This window comes from Aquamicrobium terrae (assembly GCF_052978165.1).
This window is the reverse complement of record NZ_JBRKLZ010000001.1, coordinates 133,537-149,180: the sequence shown is the minus strand read 5'-3', so window position 1 is coordinate 149,180 and position 15,644 is coordinate 133,537. Positions and strand designations below refer to the sequence as shown.

General features: G+C 62.8%; 17 protein-coding genes. All 17 read right to left on the bottom strand.

The genetic code is table 11. From position 1 onward, the window contains the following. Positions 1-31 precede the first annotated feature (31 nt). The 17 genes from ACVCNR_RS00875 to ACVCNR_RS00795 all read right to left on the bottom strand — a co-directional run bounded on the left by ACVCNR_RS00875 (position 32) and on the right by ACVCNR_RS00795 (position 15,643). Positions 32-292 carry a phage tail assembly protein gene (locus ACVCNR_RS00875; RefSeq protein WP_447073445.1) on the bottom strand — a complete coding sequence of 87 codons (261 nt, stop codon included), beginning with the start codon at positions 290-292 and terminating at the stop codon, positions 32-34. A 71-nt stretch (positions 293-363) separates the two neighbouring features. After that, positions 364-876 (bottom strand): phage major tail tube protein, encoded by a 513-nt coding sequence (locus tag ACVCNR_RS00870; protein ID WP_447073444.1) that lies wholly within the window; start codon positions 874-876, stop codon positions 364-366. A gap of 15 nt (positions 877-891) precedes the next feature. Next, positions 892-2,355, bottom strand: coding sequence for a phage tail sheath subtilisin-like domain-containing protein (locus tag ACVCNR_RS00865; RefSeq protein ID WP_447073443.1), 1,464 nt, complete (start codon positions 2,353-2,355; stop codon positions 892-894). Between the two features lie 167 nt (positions 2,356-2,522). Beyond that, positions 2,523-2,987 (bottom strand): hypothetical protein, encoded by a 465-nt coding sequence (locus ACVCNR_RS00860; protein WP_447073442.1) that lies wholly within the window; start codon positions 2,985-2,987, stop codon positions 2,523-2,525. Beyond that, entirely contained in the window at positions 2,987-4,579 is a 1,593-nt protein-coding gene (locus ACVCNR_RS00855) for a pyocin knob domain-containing protein (protein WP_447073440.1), read from the bottom strand. The genes ACVCNR_RS00860 and ACVCNR_RS00855 overlap by 1 nt, the downstream gene beginning before the upstream one ends. A 10-nt stretch (positions 4,580-4,589) precedes the next feature. Continuing rightward, entirely contained in the window at positions 4,590-7,799 is a 3,210-nt protein-coding gene (locus ACVCNR_RS00850; protein WP_447073439.1) for a DUF4815 domain-containing protein, read from the bottom strand. A 2-nt stretch (positions 7,800-7,801) separates the two neighbouring features. Continuing rightward, positions 7,802-8,143, bottom strand: a complete 342-nt coding sequence (locus ACVCNR_RS00845) for a hypothetical protein (RefSeq protein ID WP_447073437.1) — start codon at positions 8,141-8,143, stop codon at positions 7,802-7,804. After that, complete coding sequence (locus ACVCNR_RS00840; RefSeq protein ID WP_447073435.1) at positions 8,128-10,587, bottom strand: phage head spike fiber domain-containing protein; 2,460 nt, start codon at positions 10,585-10,587, stop codon at positions 8,128-8,130. The genes ACVCNR_RS00845 and ACVCNR_RS00840 overlap by 16 nt, the downstream gene beginning before the upstream one ends. Next, a complete protein-coding gene (locus ACVCNR_RS00835; protein WP_447073434.1) occupies positions 10,584-11,435 on the bottom strand; it encodes a baseplate assembly protein in 852 nt (283 codons plus the stop codon). The genes ACVCNR_RS00840 and ACVCNR_RS00835 overlap by 4 nt, the downstream gene beginning before the upstream one ends. Further along, positions 11,428-11,811, bottom strand: a complete 384-nt coding sequence (locus ACVCNR_RS00830; RefSeq protein ID WP_447073433.1) for a GPW/gp25 family protein — start codon at positions 11,809-11,811, stop codon at positions 11,428-11,430. The genes ACVCNR_RS00835 and ACVCNR_RS00830 overlap by 8 nt, the downstream gene beginning before the upstream one ends. Then, entirely contained in the window at positions 11,708-11,968 is a 261-nt protein-coding gene (locus tag ACVCNR_RS00825; protein ID WP_447073432.1) for a hypothetical protein, read from the bottom strand. Before ACVCNR_RS00825 ends, ACVCNR_RS00830 begins: the two co-directional genes overlap by 104 nt. Before the next feature lie 14 nt (positions 11,969-11,982). Further along, positions 11,983-12,486 carry a phage baseplate assembly protein V gene (locus ACVCNR_RS00820; protein ID WP_447073430.1) on the bottom strand — a complete coding sequence of 168 codons (504 nt, stop codon included), beginning with the start codon at positions 12,484-12,486 and terminating at the stop codon, positions 11,983-11,985. Between the two features lie 23 nt (positions 12,487-12,509). Continuing rightward, on the bottom strand, positions 12,510-13,274 hold the full coding sequence (locus tag ACVCNR_RS00815) for a hypothetical protein (protein WP_447073428.1): 765 nt from the start codon (positions 13,272-13,274) through the stop codon (positions 12,510-12,512). Beyond that, positions 13,274-13,657: a hypothetical protein gene (locus ACVCNR_RS00810; protein WP_447073426.1), complete on the bottom strand. Its 384-nt coding sequence runs from the start codon at positions 13,655-13,657 to the stop codon at positions 13,274-13,276. The genes ACVCNR_RS00815 and ACVCNR_RS00810 overlap by 1 nt, the downstream gene beginning before the upstream one ends. 6 nt (positions 13,658-13,663) lie before the next feature. Then, positions 13,664-14,131, bottom strand: coding sequence for a hypothetical protein (locus ACVCNR_RS00805; protein WP_447073424.1), 468 nt, complete (start codon positions 14,129-14,131; stop codon positions 13,664-13,666). A 105-nt stretch (positions 14,132-14,236) separates the two neighbouring features. Then, the gene (locus ACVCNR_RS00800) at positions 14,237-15,250 is read right to left on the bottom strand and encodes a major capsid protein (RefSeq protein ID WP_447073423.1); all 1,014 of its coding nucleotides are present in this window, start codon (positions 15,248-15,250) and stop codon (positions 14,237-14,239) included. A 9-nt stretch (positions 15,251-15,259) separates the two neighbouring features. Next, positions 15,260-15,643, bottom strand: coding sequence for a head decoration protein (locus ACVCNR_RS00795; RefSeq protein ID WP_447073421.1), 384 nt, complete (start codon positions 15,641-15,643; stop codon positions 15,260-15,262). Between the last annotated feature and the right edge of the window lies 1 nt (position 15,644).

Sequence of the window (15,644 nt, the reverse complement as noted above, 5' to 3'; positions counted from 1 at the left end):
CGCGCGAGGAAGATGGCCAGTTCGTGCCAGCCTATTCCTCGCGGCCCAACAAAGGGGCGGCCTCCTCGTTGATCTTGGCGAAATCGCGGGCCGAAAGCGAATGGAAGGCCGGCAGCGGAATGTCGGCCATGGCGGCGAGTGTCGCGGCAACCTTGGCCAGATTGTTGCCCTTGCCAACGGACTCGGCGGTGATGAGATCGCCAAGCGTCGGCTCGCGCAGGCTAAGCGCAGTCACTTCCTTACCTTCGACGGTGATCGGCTTCGACAGGGTGACGGTGATTTTTCCGGACATGAGTTCTCCTTTGCGGCCCGGCACAGCGGGCCGCCTCCGATTCATTGATGGGTTGATGGGTTGGTTTCCTGCTATTCGAGCAGGAGCGCGTTGCGGATGCCGGCATTCTGGCTGACGCCGCCGATCTTCACGTCGAAGGCATCCATCTCGAAGATCGGGTTGCCGTCGATCTCCAGCTTGTAGTGGCGCACGGAGAACTGGTAGTCGTTCTCGGCCATCTCGCCGGGCTTCCAGTTGCCCGGATCGGCCTGCTTGATGAAGCCGCGCAGATTAGCGACCGCGCTGTGCGTGGTGCCATCTTCGTCGACCGTCGCCCCAGTGATCATCAGCGGCGTTTCCGCCCCCGGCGCCAAGCCGAACAGTTTGAGCACTTGCGGGTCGAGGCCCGGCATTTTGAAGCTCGCTTCGAGCTTTTCGTAGCCGAGCGACACCTCGATCGGCATCACCATGCCGGCGTTGCGCATCTCCTCGACCTTCGCCTGCGGCACCGGCAGGGTCACGTCTCCGATCTGGCCGAGTTTGGAAACTCGGTCGATCCAGGCCGTGCAGTTGCGAAGAATAAATCCGGGCATATTGCTCGCCATGTCTGCGATCTCCTCTTAGGCCGCCAGCGACAGCGGGCCGTTTTCGATGGCGCCCCGGACATCATCCAGCAGGAGCTGGTAGTAGAGGATGTTGCGGTGCGTGGTGATGTTGATTTGTTCCATGATGCCGACCGGTTCGAACTCGACCTCGAGGAACACCTTGCCGCCGGCGTTGAGCGTCGGCGTGTTGACATCGGACAGCCAAACGCGACCGCCGAGGATGTCGTTGTTGAGCACGAAGGTGCGCAGGGCGGCGTTGCCGTCCTCGATCATCATCTTCAGGTTGGACTTGGTGAACTTCTTGTCCACCCAGCCGAAATAGATGTCTTCCAGCGCCTCGTTGACCATGTCAGCCGTGGCGCGCACGCTGTCGAAGGCCCAGGCAAGATCGTCAGTGGCAAGACGCGAGCCCCAGGTGCGGAAGCCCCCGCGCTCGTTGATCACTGTGTTGACGTGCTGCTCATTGAGATAGTTCGCGTCCTCCGGATAGAGGATCGTGCGGGCAACGCCGTCGATCGTGCGGATGATCTTGTTCGACACGGAGCCGGACACGCCCTCGGCCGAGCCGACGACGCGGGCGCGCACGCCGGCCCACACCGCCGCCATGGGCCGCACCACGGGAACCCCGGCAACATTTTTGATCGCCAGCGGATCGATCGGAAGGATACGCCCGCCATTGATGGTGTTGCGCCAGCGAACCGCCTCGGAATTGCTGGTGTTGGGGCCGCTGATATAGGCCCGGGCGCGGATCTTCGGGCAGATGGTGTTAAGCGCCGAAACATAGGCGTTGGCGACGTCACCCAGATTGCCGGTGGCTGCGGGCAACACCTTGTCCTCATCCGTGCCGCCCCCCGCGAAGACAACGGTCGGGGCAACGGTCATCTTCTTGCCGGGCGTCACCACCCGCACCGAAACGACCTTATCGGCATTGGCGCCGGTGCCCATCACCGCCTCCAGCGTGGGCAGCACCTTGCCCGGGTCGGCGCCGCCGCCGGTTGCCGTCACAGTCGGCGCCTCGGTCATTTTCTCGCCCTGCGTGGCGAGCGTCACCGAGACAAGACCGTCATCGATGAAGGCGCCCGTATTGCCGGCGGTGACGATGACGCGCGGCTGGTATCCCAGTAGTGCCTTGGCACGCAGCGCGGCATAGAGGCCGGTGCGGGCAGTCGCATCGCCGATGAGATTGGCCTCCAGCACGGCCGGATCGTCGTCGTGTTCGACGCGATTGACGATGACGTAGGAGCCGCCCTCGCCCAGCACCGACACGACATCGTCGCGCAGCGTGCCGTCCCCGCCCAGCGCATCGGCCTGCGCCAGCGAGGTCACCAGCGTCGGGGTGTTGACCGGGAACGCGGCCGGATCGGCATCCGGCGCAGTCCCGTTGACGAAGGTGACGCCGAAATTCTGCACGCGCAGCAACTGCGGCGTGTCGGCGCTCTCGGCGAGTTTCACGCCGTGGAAGTAGGACAGGTCTGCCATTTCGGCTGTCTCCTATGGTTGCGACAAGATTTGCCTCGCGGCGCATCGCAGCGAGGTGAATTTCATTCGATTGTCTGTTGATGCCGATCTGCTATAGCCGCCCGGCGGTTCTAACTGGCCGCAAAGGCTGGCGCGCTATCCGGCAGGAAACGAGACGGCGCGTCAGCCTACAGGGCAGCACAGAGGCGCCAGAAATCGTCCACGTCCTGTTCGGACATCGACTGCGCAATCGCAAAAACCATCACGAGCGGATGGCTGCGGCTGAATTCTCCGGCGCCGGATAGGAGCATGTCCACCGCGAACTGTTCACCCGGGTCTGTCATTGCGTCCAACATAGCCTGCAAGGCCGTCGGGACAGTGCCGGTCTTGATCGCGGCAAGGGCATCGGCCGTGCTGATTTTCTCGGCAACCGCCAAACCCTGATAGAACTGGCGACGAGAAATCAGATCGGGGACCGGCGCCGGCTGTGTCGGTGGAGGCGGAGGAGGCGTGAACACGCCATCCTCATAGGTGCCGCCAATATCTGCGCCCTCTGCCGCAAGGACAAGCAGCTTGCGGGGGAGTTCAAAGCCTTCCTCGGCCTCGATGATGTTTTCGACGGTCGTGCCGTCGATCACGGCGTAGCGAGCCATCAGAAATACTCCTCGACAATGACGAAGCCATCCGACCCACCGCCACCTTCGCGCCCTGCAACGGCACTACCAGTGCCGGCGACACTCCACCCCCCGGAACCTCCTGTTCCCGGTATATAGCTGGAAGCATCCACGCCAGCGGCGCTAGCGGGTCTGCCCGCAGATAGCGTGGGATTGGGCGTCTTCTGTCCTGGCGAGAAGGCGCTGGCCCCGTCTGGGTTTCCAGACCAGCGGATCATGCCCTCCGTACCGTCGCCTCCGGTTCCAGCAGTTCCGTTAGTGGTCCCAGAGCCCCCAGTGCCTCCGTCCCCTCCAGAAGCACTACAGAAAGTACCAAAGGAGGACGTTCCGCCTGTGCCACCTTTACCCCCCGGAGAACCCCCGGAGCTACCTCCAGCGGTCCCGGCGTTTCCACCAGCACCTACCTGAACGCCAACTGTTGCGGGGAGAAGCGCCGCCGCGATTTCCTTCATGGCATAGCCGCCACCACCTCCCCGGCCCCCAAGGTTCTGGTTGCCCGCGCCCGATGAGGAGTGGCCGCTGCCGCCACCACCGCCACCACCACCGAGCACATGCACAACAACCTTGGAGAGGCCGGCTGGCTTGGTCCACGTGGCCGACGAAGTATAGATGCGTTTGTTGGCTGACGCTGGGGGCGGCGGCAGCGTGTCAGGCGTGACGGCCTCTTTCCAAGCCGACCATGCCGAGGTTGTCCCGATGCGCCAGTACAGCCGCCCGGTGGAATATAGGGTGTAACGCTGGACTGTCTTGACGTTCGTGGCTACGCCATCGATGACCTCCAACAAACCCGCAGTGGGCGCAGGGTAGTTTGATCCGCTTGCCGCTCCCGCGTTCTGGTTTTGGGAATAGGCACCCGGCTCTCTGATCGTATTCAGGTCTTCGCCCCCACCAAGGGCCTTTTGGTATTGGAGTGCGGCCCCGCCATCAGCAACCGTTCCGGTTTGTTTTCCGATATTGAGGGTGGCCGCGCCTCCGAGACCTGCAACATCGGCCACGCCGATCGAGAGCGCGCCCTTGAGAGCCTCCGCGGATATGGCTCCGCGCAACCCGGCGACCGAAAGCACCTGGTCGGTATTGTCGATCTTGTCCCATGTGGTGCCGTTCGAAACGATCCAGTCGCCGACCTCCCAGTCGTTGATGCCGCTGATCGTCGTGGTGCCGGTCGCCGACACCTTATAGTAGTGCCCTTTGTTCCCGGCATTCGCCGCCGGGATCGTCGGGCTGTTCGTGCTGGCATTCCATGCGCCCTGGTAGGAAAGCGCGCCGAAGACCGTCGACGGAAGCTGCGCGGCCGGCACCTTGCCGTCGCTGCCGAGGGAGGCGTAGCCATTGGCCTGCCCCTTGGCGGCAGTCTCCTGCCGCGCTGAAAGCGCAGCCGCCAGCCCGACGATGTCGGCGATGACATGCTCATGGTCTTTGTCGGCCTTGGTGAGCAGCGCCGCCAGAATATTGGCAACATCCAGATCGACGCCCAGCAGCCCGGCGATGAGCCGGGACACGTCATCGATCAGATCGTTCGCCGCGTGCGGCAACTGATAGCCCCGGTTGGGCGTCACGTTTTCGATAGGCATCGTGGTCCTCTTAAGGTGCCGAGATGACGCGGAAGTCGTAGGCCATAGGGCGCGCCGCCGGGGTTCCCGAAAGCATCAGGCGGACTCTGCCGGTTGGGTTGGCGGTGTGACCGGATTTCGCATAACGCCGCTCGACCCAGCCGGGGTCTTGCAGTGGCGATTGTGCCGTTTGAGCGACGCTACTGAACGAGCCCGCTCCGTTATCCACCGCCAGAGCGATCGATGAGCCGGTGGGGATGTACGTCTTGAGCCAGGCGATCAGATCGACCGCAGTGCCTATGTCGAAGGCCCGGCTGATGTAGGTTCCGGTTGCCTCGAGCTTTCCTGCCACCGCCAAAATGACGGGAAACAGCACTGGCGAGACCGTCGCCGAGCCCGACAGTACCGCCCTGACCTTGACCTGCCCGTTATAATGGTCCTGTCGCTCCCATGCCTGCCCCGGCCGCAGCAAGGTGACCGAACCGTCCAAAAGTTCCACCTCGAAATGCAGCGAGGCGGCGGCGGTCGGCAGCTCGACCTCGGCCATAATCAGGAGGTCCGACATGGCGCCGGCGTTGAACGTCCCGAGCGGCACCGTCTTGGTGACCGGCGCGAAATGGGCCTCGATCAGGCGGAAGGTGATGTCTTCCTCCTGATGCGGGGTCCATGTCCGCGCATTGGCCGACGAGAGCATGGTACCAATCGAATAGGGCTGGCTGGCCACAGGGCGCTGATTGACGGCATCGAAATCGCCAAGCTTCGCGGTGTGGATCGAATGCTGGCTATCATCGGTCTTGACGACGAAGGCATACTCGACACCTCCTGACAGCCAGATCGGATAAGCGAAGCGGATGGCAGTCCAGTCACCGATCACCGCCGCATGCATGTCGTAATAGGCTTGCGCCACGATATCAGCTGTGGGGATGCCGTTTTCGACAGTTACGATCTCCAGAACGATCGCGTTCTCGGGATTGCCGATAGCGCAAATTTTGATGTCGACGCCGGCAAGATGGCGGCCCTGCAAGAGCGTGAAAGTTTGCGCCAGCGGATCGGCCCAGCCGCCCGGCGGGCGCTCTTTCCGCTTCGCCTGCTGGATCACCTGCTCCGAAACCGTTGTCGTGATGGTGCGGCGCATCGTGGTGATATCGATGACGCCTTGCCCGACAAATACGGACGCCGCCTCGCTGCCACCCTGCCCGGTCGCGACCACGGCCTTCGAACCGGCCGGGACATCCGCCGGGATCGTGAAGGTGCCGGTGATCTTGCCGGTGCCATCGGCCGCCAGTTTTGGCGTCGGCGTGATGTCGATTCCGTCGAAGGTCAGTTCATCAAGGATTTCGCCTGCAAAAAAACCCTTGATTTCGAAAGCCACATTGATCTGGCGCAGGAAGTCGAGCAGTTCTTCACGCTCGTCGACAACGCGGGTGTCCTCGACCTGCCGGGTCGTGGTGATCGTGTTGCCGCGTGTCGACGTGGTGACGGGCACAGCGATCGCCTGCGTGCTGTCCGAGGTCCATTCTGTTGCCGTCTCCGTCCAGAAATCGAATGCCGGCGTCAGGCTCATCTGCCCGGGCATCGGCTCGAAATTCATGTAGGGGTTGATCAGCCGGCAGGACGTGGCAAGTGGCTGTTCGACCGCAACGCGCTCGGTCCAGTCCAGCAAGGTCACGCCCGGCTGGTTGAGCGCATGGTGCGTCACCGTGATCGGCAGGCGGATCAGACCGTCGAACACCGCGGCTGTCTGCGGCGCGCCCGCGTCGCGATAGCGATCGGAGGTGAAAGGGTCGACAAAGAGGCCAGCCTTCGCCACCGGTTCACGACTGTCGATGTCGCGTTGCAATCGCTCAAGGGCAACCAGATTGAGCGTGTCGATCAGGCGCATCTTGAGCTTGTAGTTGTCTTCCATCGTCATCGCCGGAATACCGACCCAGGCGATGTCGGGTTTACCACCCCATTTGTTGTCGATCATCGCCAGCGGCAGCACGTCGCTGGGAACCTGCGGCGGAAGCGGGTTGGCCCGGTTGGAAATCCCCTTGATGTAGATCGGCAGACCGTCCTCATCGAGGCCAAGGATATCGACTCGCGGCAAATGGAAGTCATAGTCGACATGCACCTGACCGCCATTGACACCGCCCGCGACGGTAATCGCGGTCGCCGTGACCACCGAAGGCGCTACGACGCCCAGAAACCGATACTTGACCGTGTAGCTGGTACCCGAAGTTGGTTCCGGACCGCCCGGCGACCAGTCCACCGTGTCGCCAGTGCGGACAAAGCTTGTGCCCTCAACATAAGTGGTGCCGCCAGCTTTGACCTCGACGATGGACAGCACACCGGTGTTGGCAAGATTGTCCTTCCCGTTCGGCGTGCCGCCGCGCGTCACCGTCTCGGTGATCTCTTTCTCGACCATCACCTGATTGATGGTTGCGATCGGGCCGTGATTGAGCGTGATGGTGGTCGGGTTGCTGCCGAAGGTATGCACCTCCGTCGGGATACGCATCTGGTCGGATGCTTCGGGCTCACGATGACGGATGGCGGCGTGACGCACACGCTTGAAGCCATTGATGTTAGCCGTGCCCGCGCTGATCGAAAACACCTGGTCACCGGCATCCTTGCCCAGCGCCGTCACCTTGCAGCCGGACACGACATAATTGCCGTTGGCGTCGTAGTCGTAGATCGCGATCTGCGCGTTGATGCCCGAGAGGTTCGGAGGTGGCGACTGGTCGATCGCCACACCATCCTTGAGCAGATAAACGGAATAGAGATCGCCAGGCTTGCCGTCGTCGGCAAAGCCCCAATCCAACGACACGATCCCACGCGCCGCGCCGGCCTCACCCTCGGCATCCGAACCGGGATGCAGTCCCATCAGCGACGGGTCATCCTCCTCGGTGATCCACGTCTCGACCAGGCGTACGCCGACCGTCACCGCGCCGATCATCGGCACGCCCGAGAGGGTCACGCCGGCCACCGGCAGCACCCGGCCGGCGACGTAGACGCGCCCGGCGGTGAGCGTAACCGTGCCGGCATCGGCGTCGATCATGATCTCACCACCCTCGATGCGGTCGCCGTCGCGTGCCGTCAGGTCGCCGATGGCCCTGATCTTGCGGCGCAGGATGGTCTGCGCCTCGACCAGTTCCGCAGCCTGCGCGACATGCTGCTCGCGCGTGATGACCTCATCCCACTCGGGATGCGCACGCGCGCGGTCGTAGGCCCCGGAGAGCCCGCTCTTATGTTCGTGCGACATGACTATTCCTGTGGCGTGCCTGCCCAGATGCGGGCGGGTGTTTCAGGTGGGGCGATCCTGACACCGGTCGGGATCGCATCTGCAAGTTCTGGCGTGCAGCGCAGGTTTGCGTGAAAACGCTGATCGATGACGGGAGCTACAAGCTCGTCGCCATCATCATCATAGGCGCCGGCGGCAATCATCACCGGCCCGATTATGTCGAGAGCCCAGCCATCGCCGCAGGTGTACCAATGCGGTTCGGCGTCGCCATCCTGCTCGCGTGCCCATGGGAGGGCAGCAATCAGTTCGGCCTCACCGGTCGCGCGCAGATAGATATCGACCCTATCCATCACAATGCGCTCCATGCCTGCAATTCGGCATTGCTCATGGCGCGCGGCAGATACCGCAACGACCGGACATGCGACCCGAGATTGACATTGTTGCCGCCACCGTAGGAACCATAGGCAATGCCAATTCTGGTGGGCTCGACATCGGCAACCGTGGCGATCTGTGCGATCGGGCCTCCGTTCAACACGCCTCGCAAGCCAGTATCGATAGCGACCGCCGCCCGATATCGCCCAAGCTCGACGGGGAGTGACCCGATCAATGCCGTATAAGTTCCTGCACCGTCGCGGCTTGTGATGAGCAAGCCTCTATCAGGACGGAGAACCAGGCCAGCCCGATGGCTGTAGCTGGTCGCAAGCCGAAGTGCGGCGACAAATCCATGCGTCTCCGGTAGCCGGTCGCACCACCCCTCAACCAGCAAAGTTCCAGCTTCCGCGTCATACGGCACGGCCTCGATCGGCACCAAGGGCATTTCAGTTGCCCGGGTGGCAGGAGCGGCCTCGGTCGGTACGTACGTCGTAGCCCGCAACCCGGCTTCCACCTGCGAGCCCCATATCGCGATGCCGGACACGCCGTCACCATCGTAGATGGCATTACCGTTGGTCGGGTCATTGGAAAAGTACACCGCGAAGCTAAATTCTGTTGCCGGTTCAGGAAGGTCCAATGCGACTGTCAGTCGGAACCATCCGTCCGCCAGAGGTACGATTTCCGCCCTACCGAAGCCGCCTGACGGCACCGCCGTCATGGTTTCAAGATTGAAGTCGACAACGCTGCCGTGGCCCGAATTCGCAACGTTGTATGGGTACAGCGTGACGCCTTTGCGATTGGCGTCGGGCCGCACAAACACCGATGCGGTGAACTGCGTGCCCTCCTGAACAATAATCGCATTCAGCCTGACATATCTCTGCGCTCCGTTGGCCGTGGTCTCGATAAGGCGGGTAGCAGCCATTGATCCGTCGGGGGCCACGGCCGCGTTTGCCACCACCGTCAGACCAACTTTGGTACGCCCGGTTTCGAAGTCGTTCGATCTGGTGACCCAGTTTGTTGCCGTGATCTCACTCAAAAGGCCGCGGGGCTCGCCGGTCACCGGATCATGATCGAGGCGCGGCAATTCGTTGCCGAGCCATTCAAACTTGCGGTCGGCATTCCACCGACCTGCACCGGACGCACGGGCAACAGTGACCTTTTCAGCCGCACGGCCGATGAAGTTCTTTGCGGTATCCACGCGATCACGGACAAAGACCTGATCGGCGGCAAAGTCGACTGCAAAGCCGTCCTCGTCGCCCAGCATCAAGGCTGCTGGCTCGCTGCGGAACACCGTCGAACTGTCCATGTGCACGATGCAGCGCAGCCGCTCTCGCGAGGTCTGGCCGAGCACGACGCTGCCATCCATGTCGAAGGTGCCAAGCCGCACGCCGCCCACCAACGAGTCCCCGTCGAGCCACATGACGCCCGGCTTGACGTCGGCCGGCAGATCGCCATCGAGCACGACAGTCCATGCGGTCGCCTCGTCGCCAATGCCTTCGCCGAAGCCGGTCAGAGCCTCGACATAGAGGCGCGGCGTATTGCCGCCGGCAAGATTGTACCGACTGCCGCCGACCTCGTAGATGCCGCCAAATTCCGACGCCACGGAATGCCAGGCGCGTGCACGGCGATAGCCGATCACCGATCCGTCGGCGCGAAGCAGGCCGACCCAGCACGATTTCGGCAACAGGCCCGCCGACAGGACGGTGTACCAGGCCTTATCACCACCCGAGGACCACGACAGGCCCGGCGTGGTCCACGGGAACGCCCCCCATGACACGCTGCCCGACACCGATGGCATCGACCAGACGCCAAGGGCCGCAAGCTGGCTGTAGGTCAGGTCGTAGCTGCCGCCCTCCGGCTCATGCGTCCGGCCGAACGACCACTTCACCCCGCCATCATGCAGGCGCACGCCCGAGCTATCACCCCAGATCGCCTGGCTCCAACGCCTCTTGCTCCATTCGATTTCGCGCACGTTGTACTCGCGCCAGCCGCGCCAGAACGGCGAGCGGGCCGGCTCCGAAAGCCGCACCACCGCCTCGATCACATCAAGGTCAGCCTCGCCATCCCAGAAGCGATCAAGCTCGAGCTCGAACAGATGCCAGCGCGTGCGGTGCGTCGGAGCCTCGTAGAGCGTGTCGTAAGTGTAACCGAGCCATGACAGCGCCTCGCGGATGCCCTGTGGCGTGCCTTTGACCCGGTTCCATCTCACGCCATATTCGATGACGGTTGCGAGGTCCGGCAGATAGGGCGTGATCGGGCCGAGGCCATATTCGATCACCAACCACGGCAGCACGCTTTCGGGCACCGGCAAGCGCAGCTTGAAGCTGTGCAGAGCGTTGACACCCGGGCCGAGTTCCGGGGTGCGATCGATCGCCTCGGAAATCGCCCGTTCCAGCAGCGTCGAATTGCTGGGCAGAAGGTGCAGGCGATCCGTCATCGACCGCGCCCCTTGTAGGTCAAAGCCACCGTTCCAAGCGTCGCCGCTGCATTGTCGCCGACAACGGCATCGGATGCGGGAGTGTGCAGGACAACTTTTTGCACACCCGGCTGATGCAGGGTGGCGACAAGCCAAGAACGGGTCACGTCAAAGCCGAGACCACCCTGCGCGGCGAGGGCCGCGCGCAAGCCATCCTCCAACCCATCAAACACAGTCTGGGGCGCATCCGGCAGCAACCAGGCATCGGCGGCCAGGTCGACCGTGGTGCTGGTAGCGGCGATAACCTCGATTCGATCCGAGATCACCCGAACAGCATCGCTGGTCACCACATTCCGCACGGCCGCGAGCAGAGCGGCATCCGGCTCGCCGTAGTTGTCGGTAGCCAGCACCGCCACGCGAATGTCAGGGCCGAGCCCGATGCGATAGACGGCCGCATCTTTGACCCGATCGCTGGCGCGACGAGCGGCGGCTCGATACCAGTCACGCGGCCCGGCAGTTGAGCGCCCGGAGATTGCGAGAATGACGCGCTCTCGCAGCGCCTCGTCCAGTTCACCCTGTAAGCGAGCAACATCATAGAATGCGGCCAGATGATCGAGATCTGTTCCCTCGGAGAACGCGACCAGATTGGCCTTCGCCGCGTCGTTTACCCGGGCGCGCAAAAGCATTTCCCGATAGGCTGCCGCCTCGAGGACGATCTTGACGGGATCGGTTTCCAGGTGCCCGACATCGTAGTCGATCCCGGCCCCCGCGAACCGATCGCGCACATCCGCCATAAGCGCGCCAAGGATAGCCTCATAGTCGAGGCCCTCGATGATCGAGGGCGACGGCAGAGCAAGCGGATCAGCCATTGCGACCACCAAGCACCACCCGCACCACGCCATCCTCGGCAATCGAATAATCGCCGAGGTGCCCGCGCGGGAAATATGTTCCGAAAATGTTGAGGACGAGCCGGCCGGCGGCGGAAAGCTCGTCGATGCTGGCTTTGGTCACCCTGAACCTCGGCTCCCACCTGGCGATGGCGAGCGCCGTTGCCGAATAAACCGCCAGCACATTTTTCTGCACCATCTTGGCGTCGATCAGGTCGAACAGGTTCGACCCGAAATCGCGCCGCATGATGCGGCTACCAATCGGCGTGGTCAGGATCGTCGCTATCGACTGCTGGACGTGCGACCAGTCGGTCAGCACGGTGCCGGCGCTTGCGTTGACGCCCGTCGAACTTGCCATGGTCGACTTTCCTTTTTTCAACCACGGGGATCAGGATCGTGCCGAGTGGCGGCGCGAGATATTTCGCCTCCGCCTCGGTCATCTCGATCCGCTCACCGGCCACATGCCAGCGTCCGGCCACCTCACCGGCGGCCGACACCTCGTAGATTTTCTTCATTGGATGCCTCCGGTTCAGGCCGGCTCGCCTGTCAGCGCCGGCCCGGGCTGCACACCCTTGTGCCGATGGGTATCACCGATGTTCTTGCCATTGTGGGTAACGCTCGCCCCTTCGATAGCGAGCGCCCCCCTGATCGTCACGTCCGCGACGATTTCGACCGATCCATCCGCGATCGTAATGCGAGATTTTCCTTTGGTGATCACCGCCTCCGGTCCATCGTGCGGCCGTGGATTGGCCGACGATGGCACCGACATGTCAATGACGGCATCGGTCAGGTCGCCACTTTCCGACACAACGTCCACCTGCTCTCCCTTGGTCGGCGGAATGTGGCTCTTGATGCCACCCGAGGCCACCTCTTTCCAGGGCATCCATGGCGTCAGGTAAGTCTTGCCTTCCTGGGTCGACAGTTCGACACGGGCGACACCCTTGCCATAGTCCACCTCGGCAACCTTGCCGGTACGCTTGCGGTTGCGGTTCCGCCGCTCAACCTCGGCAACCCGCCGATAAAGATCGGCCATCTGCTCATGGAGCGTTCGCGGGATCATCGGATGATCACCTCGCTGATTGTCTCCGGGGCACCCTCGACCGGTTTGATCTGCATCTTGCAGGCCTCATCGTCGGTGAGGCCATAGCGGCGCATGTCAAGCTTCCAGTCGGGGTCGGCTCCGGCAAGCGCCGCCTGCATCGCCTGGGCCTTTTTGACCAGCACAGGATCGGGCGATGACAGGGCCCTCGCAAAAAATTTCGTCATGGTAGCCGTCGAGCGCAACGTCTCGCCTTTGATCGGATCGGCCATCAGGTCGACGGTGATCGTCATTTGTTGCGCTGCGACCCGAGTGCCGCCCGCTGCATCGGCCGTCCGCTTCCGCTCGATCTTCTGGACATTGCCAGCGATAGAGCGCCAGATATCGGCCCACTCATTGTCCGGGTCGGCCAACGCGGCCGAGATTTGGTAGCCGATCAGATCGAGGGTGAATTCCAATCCGGCATCGGTCGCCGGAATGCCGGCCATCACCGTACTTTCGCCGGTCTCCTCATCGGTCACCGTCATGGCGGCTGTCACGCCATATTCCAGCACCATATCGAGCGGGCCGGACTTCTGCAGGGCTCGGCCAGCCAGATCGACCTCGACCTTGCTGGCATCGGTATAGGCCGCGATGAACGGCTTGTCCGCGTCGGTCCGGACGCTGCCATCCGCCGCAATGTCGATGGCACCGATTTCGCTGTCGAGCACATTATTCCCGACCAGTGTCGCTCCCTTGAGCGCCTCGACAGCCGCGATACGGAGGGCAATGCGGGTCAGCATCAGGCTTCCCCGAGCTGCAGGATGAGGCGGGTCTCACCGCGATCGTCGACGCCAAGAATCTCGAACCACGGCTCGCCCGGGCGCGCGAGACCACGCGCCTTGTCCCCGTGACGGCAATTGAGATCAGGATACTTCGTACGATCGACATGCAGTTCCGCGCGCTGCGCCTGAATCTTCGATCGCCACGCCTTGTCCGTCCGAAGCCCGGAAACCAGCGTTTCCTTGCCGCCCCCGACGCGCAAGATCGCCTCGATCTCGACCACCGGCCGATCAGGATCGACCACGCCCTTTTTCATCGGGTGCAGCCGCACGGGCTCGGCGAAGACGTGATCCGTCACCGCCAGCACCCGGTTGCGGAGGGCATGAAAACGCGCGGGGATCATCGACGATCAGTCCTTGGCCCCGAACAGAGACTTGTCCGACTTCTTCAGATCGGCCTCCACCTTGGCAATTGCGCTTTCACGCTCGGCCAACGCGCCCTCGGCCGTCTTCGCCTCGGCCTCACGGGCGGCGATGTCAGCCTCGGCCTTCGCAACCGCGGCTTCCCGCTCGGCCAATGCGGCCTCGGCCGTTTTCACGGCGGTTTCGCGTGCGGCGATGTCAGCCTCGGCCTTCTTCAAAGCCGCTTCACGGACGGAATGAGCATCCGGTTCCGACTGACGCGCACTGCGTGCGGGCTTTGCCGCTGCAGCATCGGCCTCATAGGCGAAGCGATCGGTCACCAGGCTCTCGCCATAGTCTCTCGGCACCTTCACCGCCTCGTGCGGCCCCACTCTGCGTTCCGTCTCATCCACGAGTTTCGCAGGAATAATGCCGCCATTGGGGAATGCGATATACATGGTGCTGGATTTGCTCATCGGATTTCTCCTTTCAGGTCGGACAAGCTCTCCACGCCGAGAGTTTGCCGGAGATGAATGACCCCGCGCTTGGGGCGCGGGGTCCATATGGCGAACTGAAGCCGATCAGGTGAGCGTCAACTTGCGCAGCGTCTTGGGCTTGGTACACAGGTTGATCGGGTTCATCTGGATCTCGATGTTCCGGCCCTTTCCGTTCGGCTTGGGATACTGCTTCATGTAGAACGGCAGCCCGATCGTGTTCACAGTCTCTTCGTAATCGGCGGGAGCGAACCGGGTGATGAACAGATCGGGGACACCCTTGACGATGACGCGGGCCTCGTTGGCGGCGATGTAAGGCGAGCCAAGGTCGGAAGTCGCCTTCGCACCGGTCCTGTAACGCTCCCAGGTGGCGCCACCGAACTGGAAGACATCTGGAACGTCCTGTCGCAGAACTGCGGCACCGCCATGGTAGAGGAACGTTTCCGTCACCGACTTGTGGGTCCACAGGGACTTGTGGAAATCGCGGCCGGTGAAGACATGGATGCCGTCATACGGCTCATCGAGATCGTCCTCGATCGAATAGATGACATCCTGCCAGAGAGAAGCCACCTTGGTCGCCTCGACATCCAGCTCCAGAGACACGGCAGCGGGAACGGCAATACCGAAACGGTTGTAGAGATCGATCAGCGTCTTGCCGCTTTTCGAGGTGACGATGCCCTTGATGGCGCCGACCCGCAGATGCTCCAGCGTCATCGTCAAGTCCTGCGCGTGACGCTTGCCCTTGCGTTCCACCCGGTCCTGGATCGTTTCGAGCTGGTCTGTGGTGCCGAAAGCGCGCACTCCCTGCACTTCGTCGGCCAGCACGGAGTCATCGCGCTGGAAGTGATCGATGTCGAAGGGGATCAGGTTGCGATCTTCGTCATCGGTAGTCTCGCCGGGCCCACCGCGCTTGCTGGGCTCGACCAGCCCGAGCTTGCCATTGCGCTCTTCGATCGAGATGCGCGTGGTGGTCACGCCCTCTTCCTCGAAGATGCCGCTGGCCGAAATCTGCCCCGGTCGATACGGCTCGTTGTTGATCGCCGCCGTCAGCGATTCGATGGTGAAGCCCTCACCATCCCAGATGTCTACCATGCCGGACATGAAGCCCTCCTATCGAGCGATGATGGTGGCGGACGCGAGCTGCTGAAGCTTCGCACCGCGTTTGGTGTCGTTGTCGACCGACGCGTGGAAAACCAGCATCGGGTCCTTGACCTCCGCATGACGGCTGACGACGACAGCCTCGACATCGGCATCGGTGGCGTCCACGCCATAGGCCAGAACGGCCCTGGCCGTTTCGGCACCCTCCGAACCTTCCACGCTGGCGTTCGGAGAGGCGACGAATTTTTTGCTGGCCGTGATCTGGCCGAGCACCGTACCGGGCTCCAACTTACCTGCACCCGAAGCGATGGTGACAACGTCGCGCGAGATCATCCCGTTGCCTTCGGAAAGAACAAAGGCCAGAGCGCGCGGCCCCATGGTTTTGATATCAAGCATC

Excerpts from the sequence above, each read along its gene's own strand:
- ACVCNR_RS00875 (WP_447073445.1), bottom strand. The coding sequence starts at position 292 with ATGTCCGGAAAAATCACCGTCACCCTGTCGAAGCCGATCACCGTCGAA.
- ACVCNR_RS00870 (WP_447073444.1), bottom strand. The coding sequence starts at position 876 with ATGGCGAGCAATATGCCCGGATTTATTCTTCGCAACTGCACGGCCTGG.
- ACVCNR_RS00865 (WP_447073443.1), bottom strand. The coding sequence starts at position 2,355 with ATGGCAGACCTGTCCTACTTCCACGGCGTGAAACTCGCCGAGAGCGCC.
- ACVCNR_RS00860 (WP_447073442.1), bottom strand. The coding sequence starts at position 2,987 with ATGGCTCGCTACGCCGTGATCGACGGCACGACCGTCGAAAACATCATC.
- ACVCNR_RS00855 (WP_447073440.1), bottom strand. The coding sequence starts at position 4,579 with ATGCCTATCGAAAACGTGACGCCCAACCGGGGCTATCAGTTGCCGCAC.
- ACVCNR_RS00850 (WP_447073439.1), bottom strand. The coding sequence starts at position 7,799 with ATGTCGCACGAACATAAGAGCGGGCTCTCCGGGGCCTACGACCGCGCG.
- ACVCNR_RS00845 (WP_447073437.1), bottom strand. The coding sequence starts at position 8,143 with ATGGAGCGCATTGTGATGGATAGGGTCGATATCTATCTGCGCGCGACC.
- ACVCNR_RS00840 (WP_447073435.1), bottom strand. The coding sequence starts at position 10,587 with ATGACGGATCGCCTGCACCTTCTGCCCAGCAATTCGACGCTGCTGGAA.
- ACVCNR_RS00835 (WP_447073434.1), bottom strand. The coding sequence starts at position 11,435 with ATGGCTGATCCGCTTGCTCTGCCGTCGCCCTCGATCATCGAGGGCCTC.
- ACVCNR_RS00830 (WP_447073433.1), bottom strand. The coding sequence starts at position 11,811 with ATGGCAAGTTCGACGGGCGTCAACGCAAGCGCCGGCACCGTGCTGACC.
- ACVCNR_RS00825 (WP_447073432.1), bottom strand. The coding sequence starts at position 11,968 with ATGAAGAAAATCTACGAGGTGTCGGCCGCCGGTGAGGTGGCCGGACGC.
- ACVCNR_RS00820 (WP_447073430.1), bottom strand. The coding sequence starts at position 12,486 with ATGGCCGATCTTTATCGGCGGGTTGCCGAGGTTGAGCGGCGGAACCGC.
- ACVCNR_RS00815 (WP_447073428.1), bottom strand. The coding sequence starts at position 13,274 with ATGCTGACCCGCATTGCCCTCCGTATCGCGGCTGTCGAGGCGCTCAAG.
- ACVCNR_RS00810 (WP_447073426.1), bottom strand. The coding sequence starts at position 13,657 with ATGATCCCCGCGCGTTTTCATGCCCTCCGCAACCGGGTGCTGGCGGTG.
- ACVCNR_RS00805 (WP_447073424.1), bottom strand. The coding sequence starts at position 14,131 with ATGAGCAAATCCAGCACCATGTATATCGCATTCCCCAATGGCGGCATT.
- ACVCNR_RS00800 (WP_447073423.1), bottom strand. The coding sequence starts at position 15,250 with ATGTCCGGCATGGTAGACATCTGGGATGGTGAGGGCTTCACCATCGAA.
- ACVCNR_RS00795 (WP_447073421.1), bottom strand. The coding sequence starts at position 15,643 with ATGCTTGATATCAAAACCATGGGGCCGCGCGCTCTGGCCTTTGTTCTT.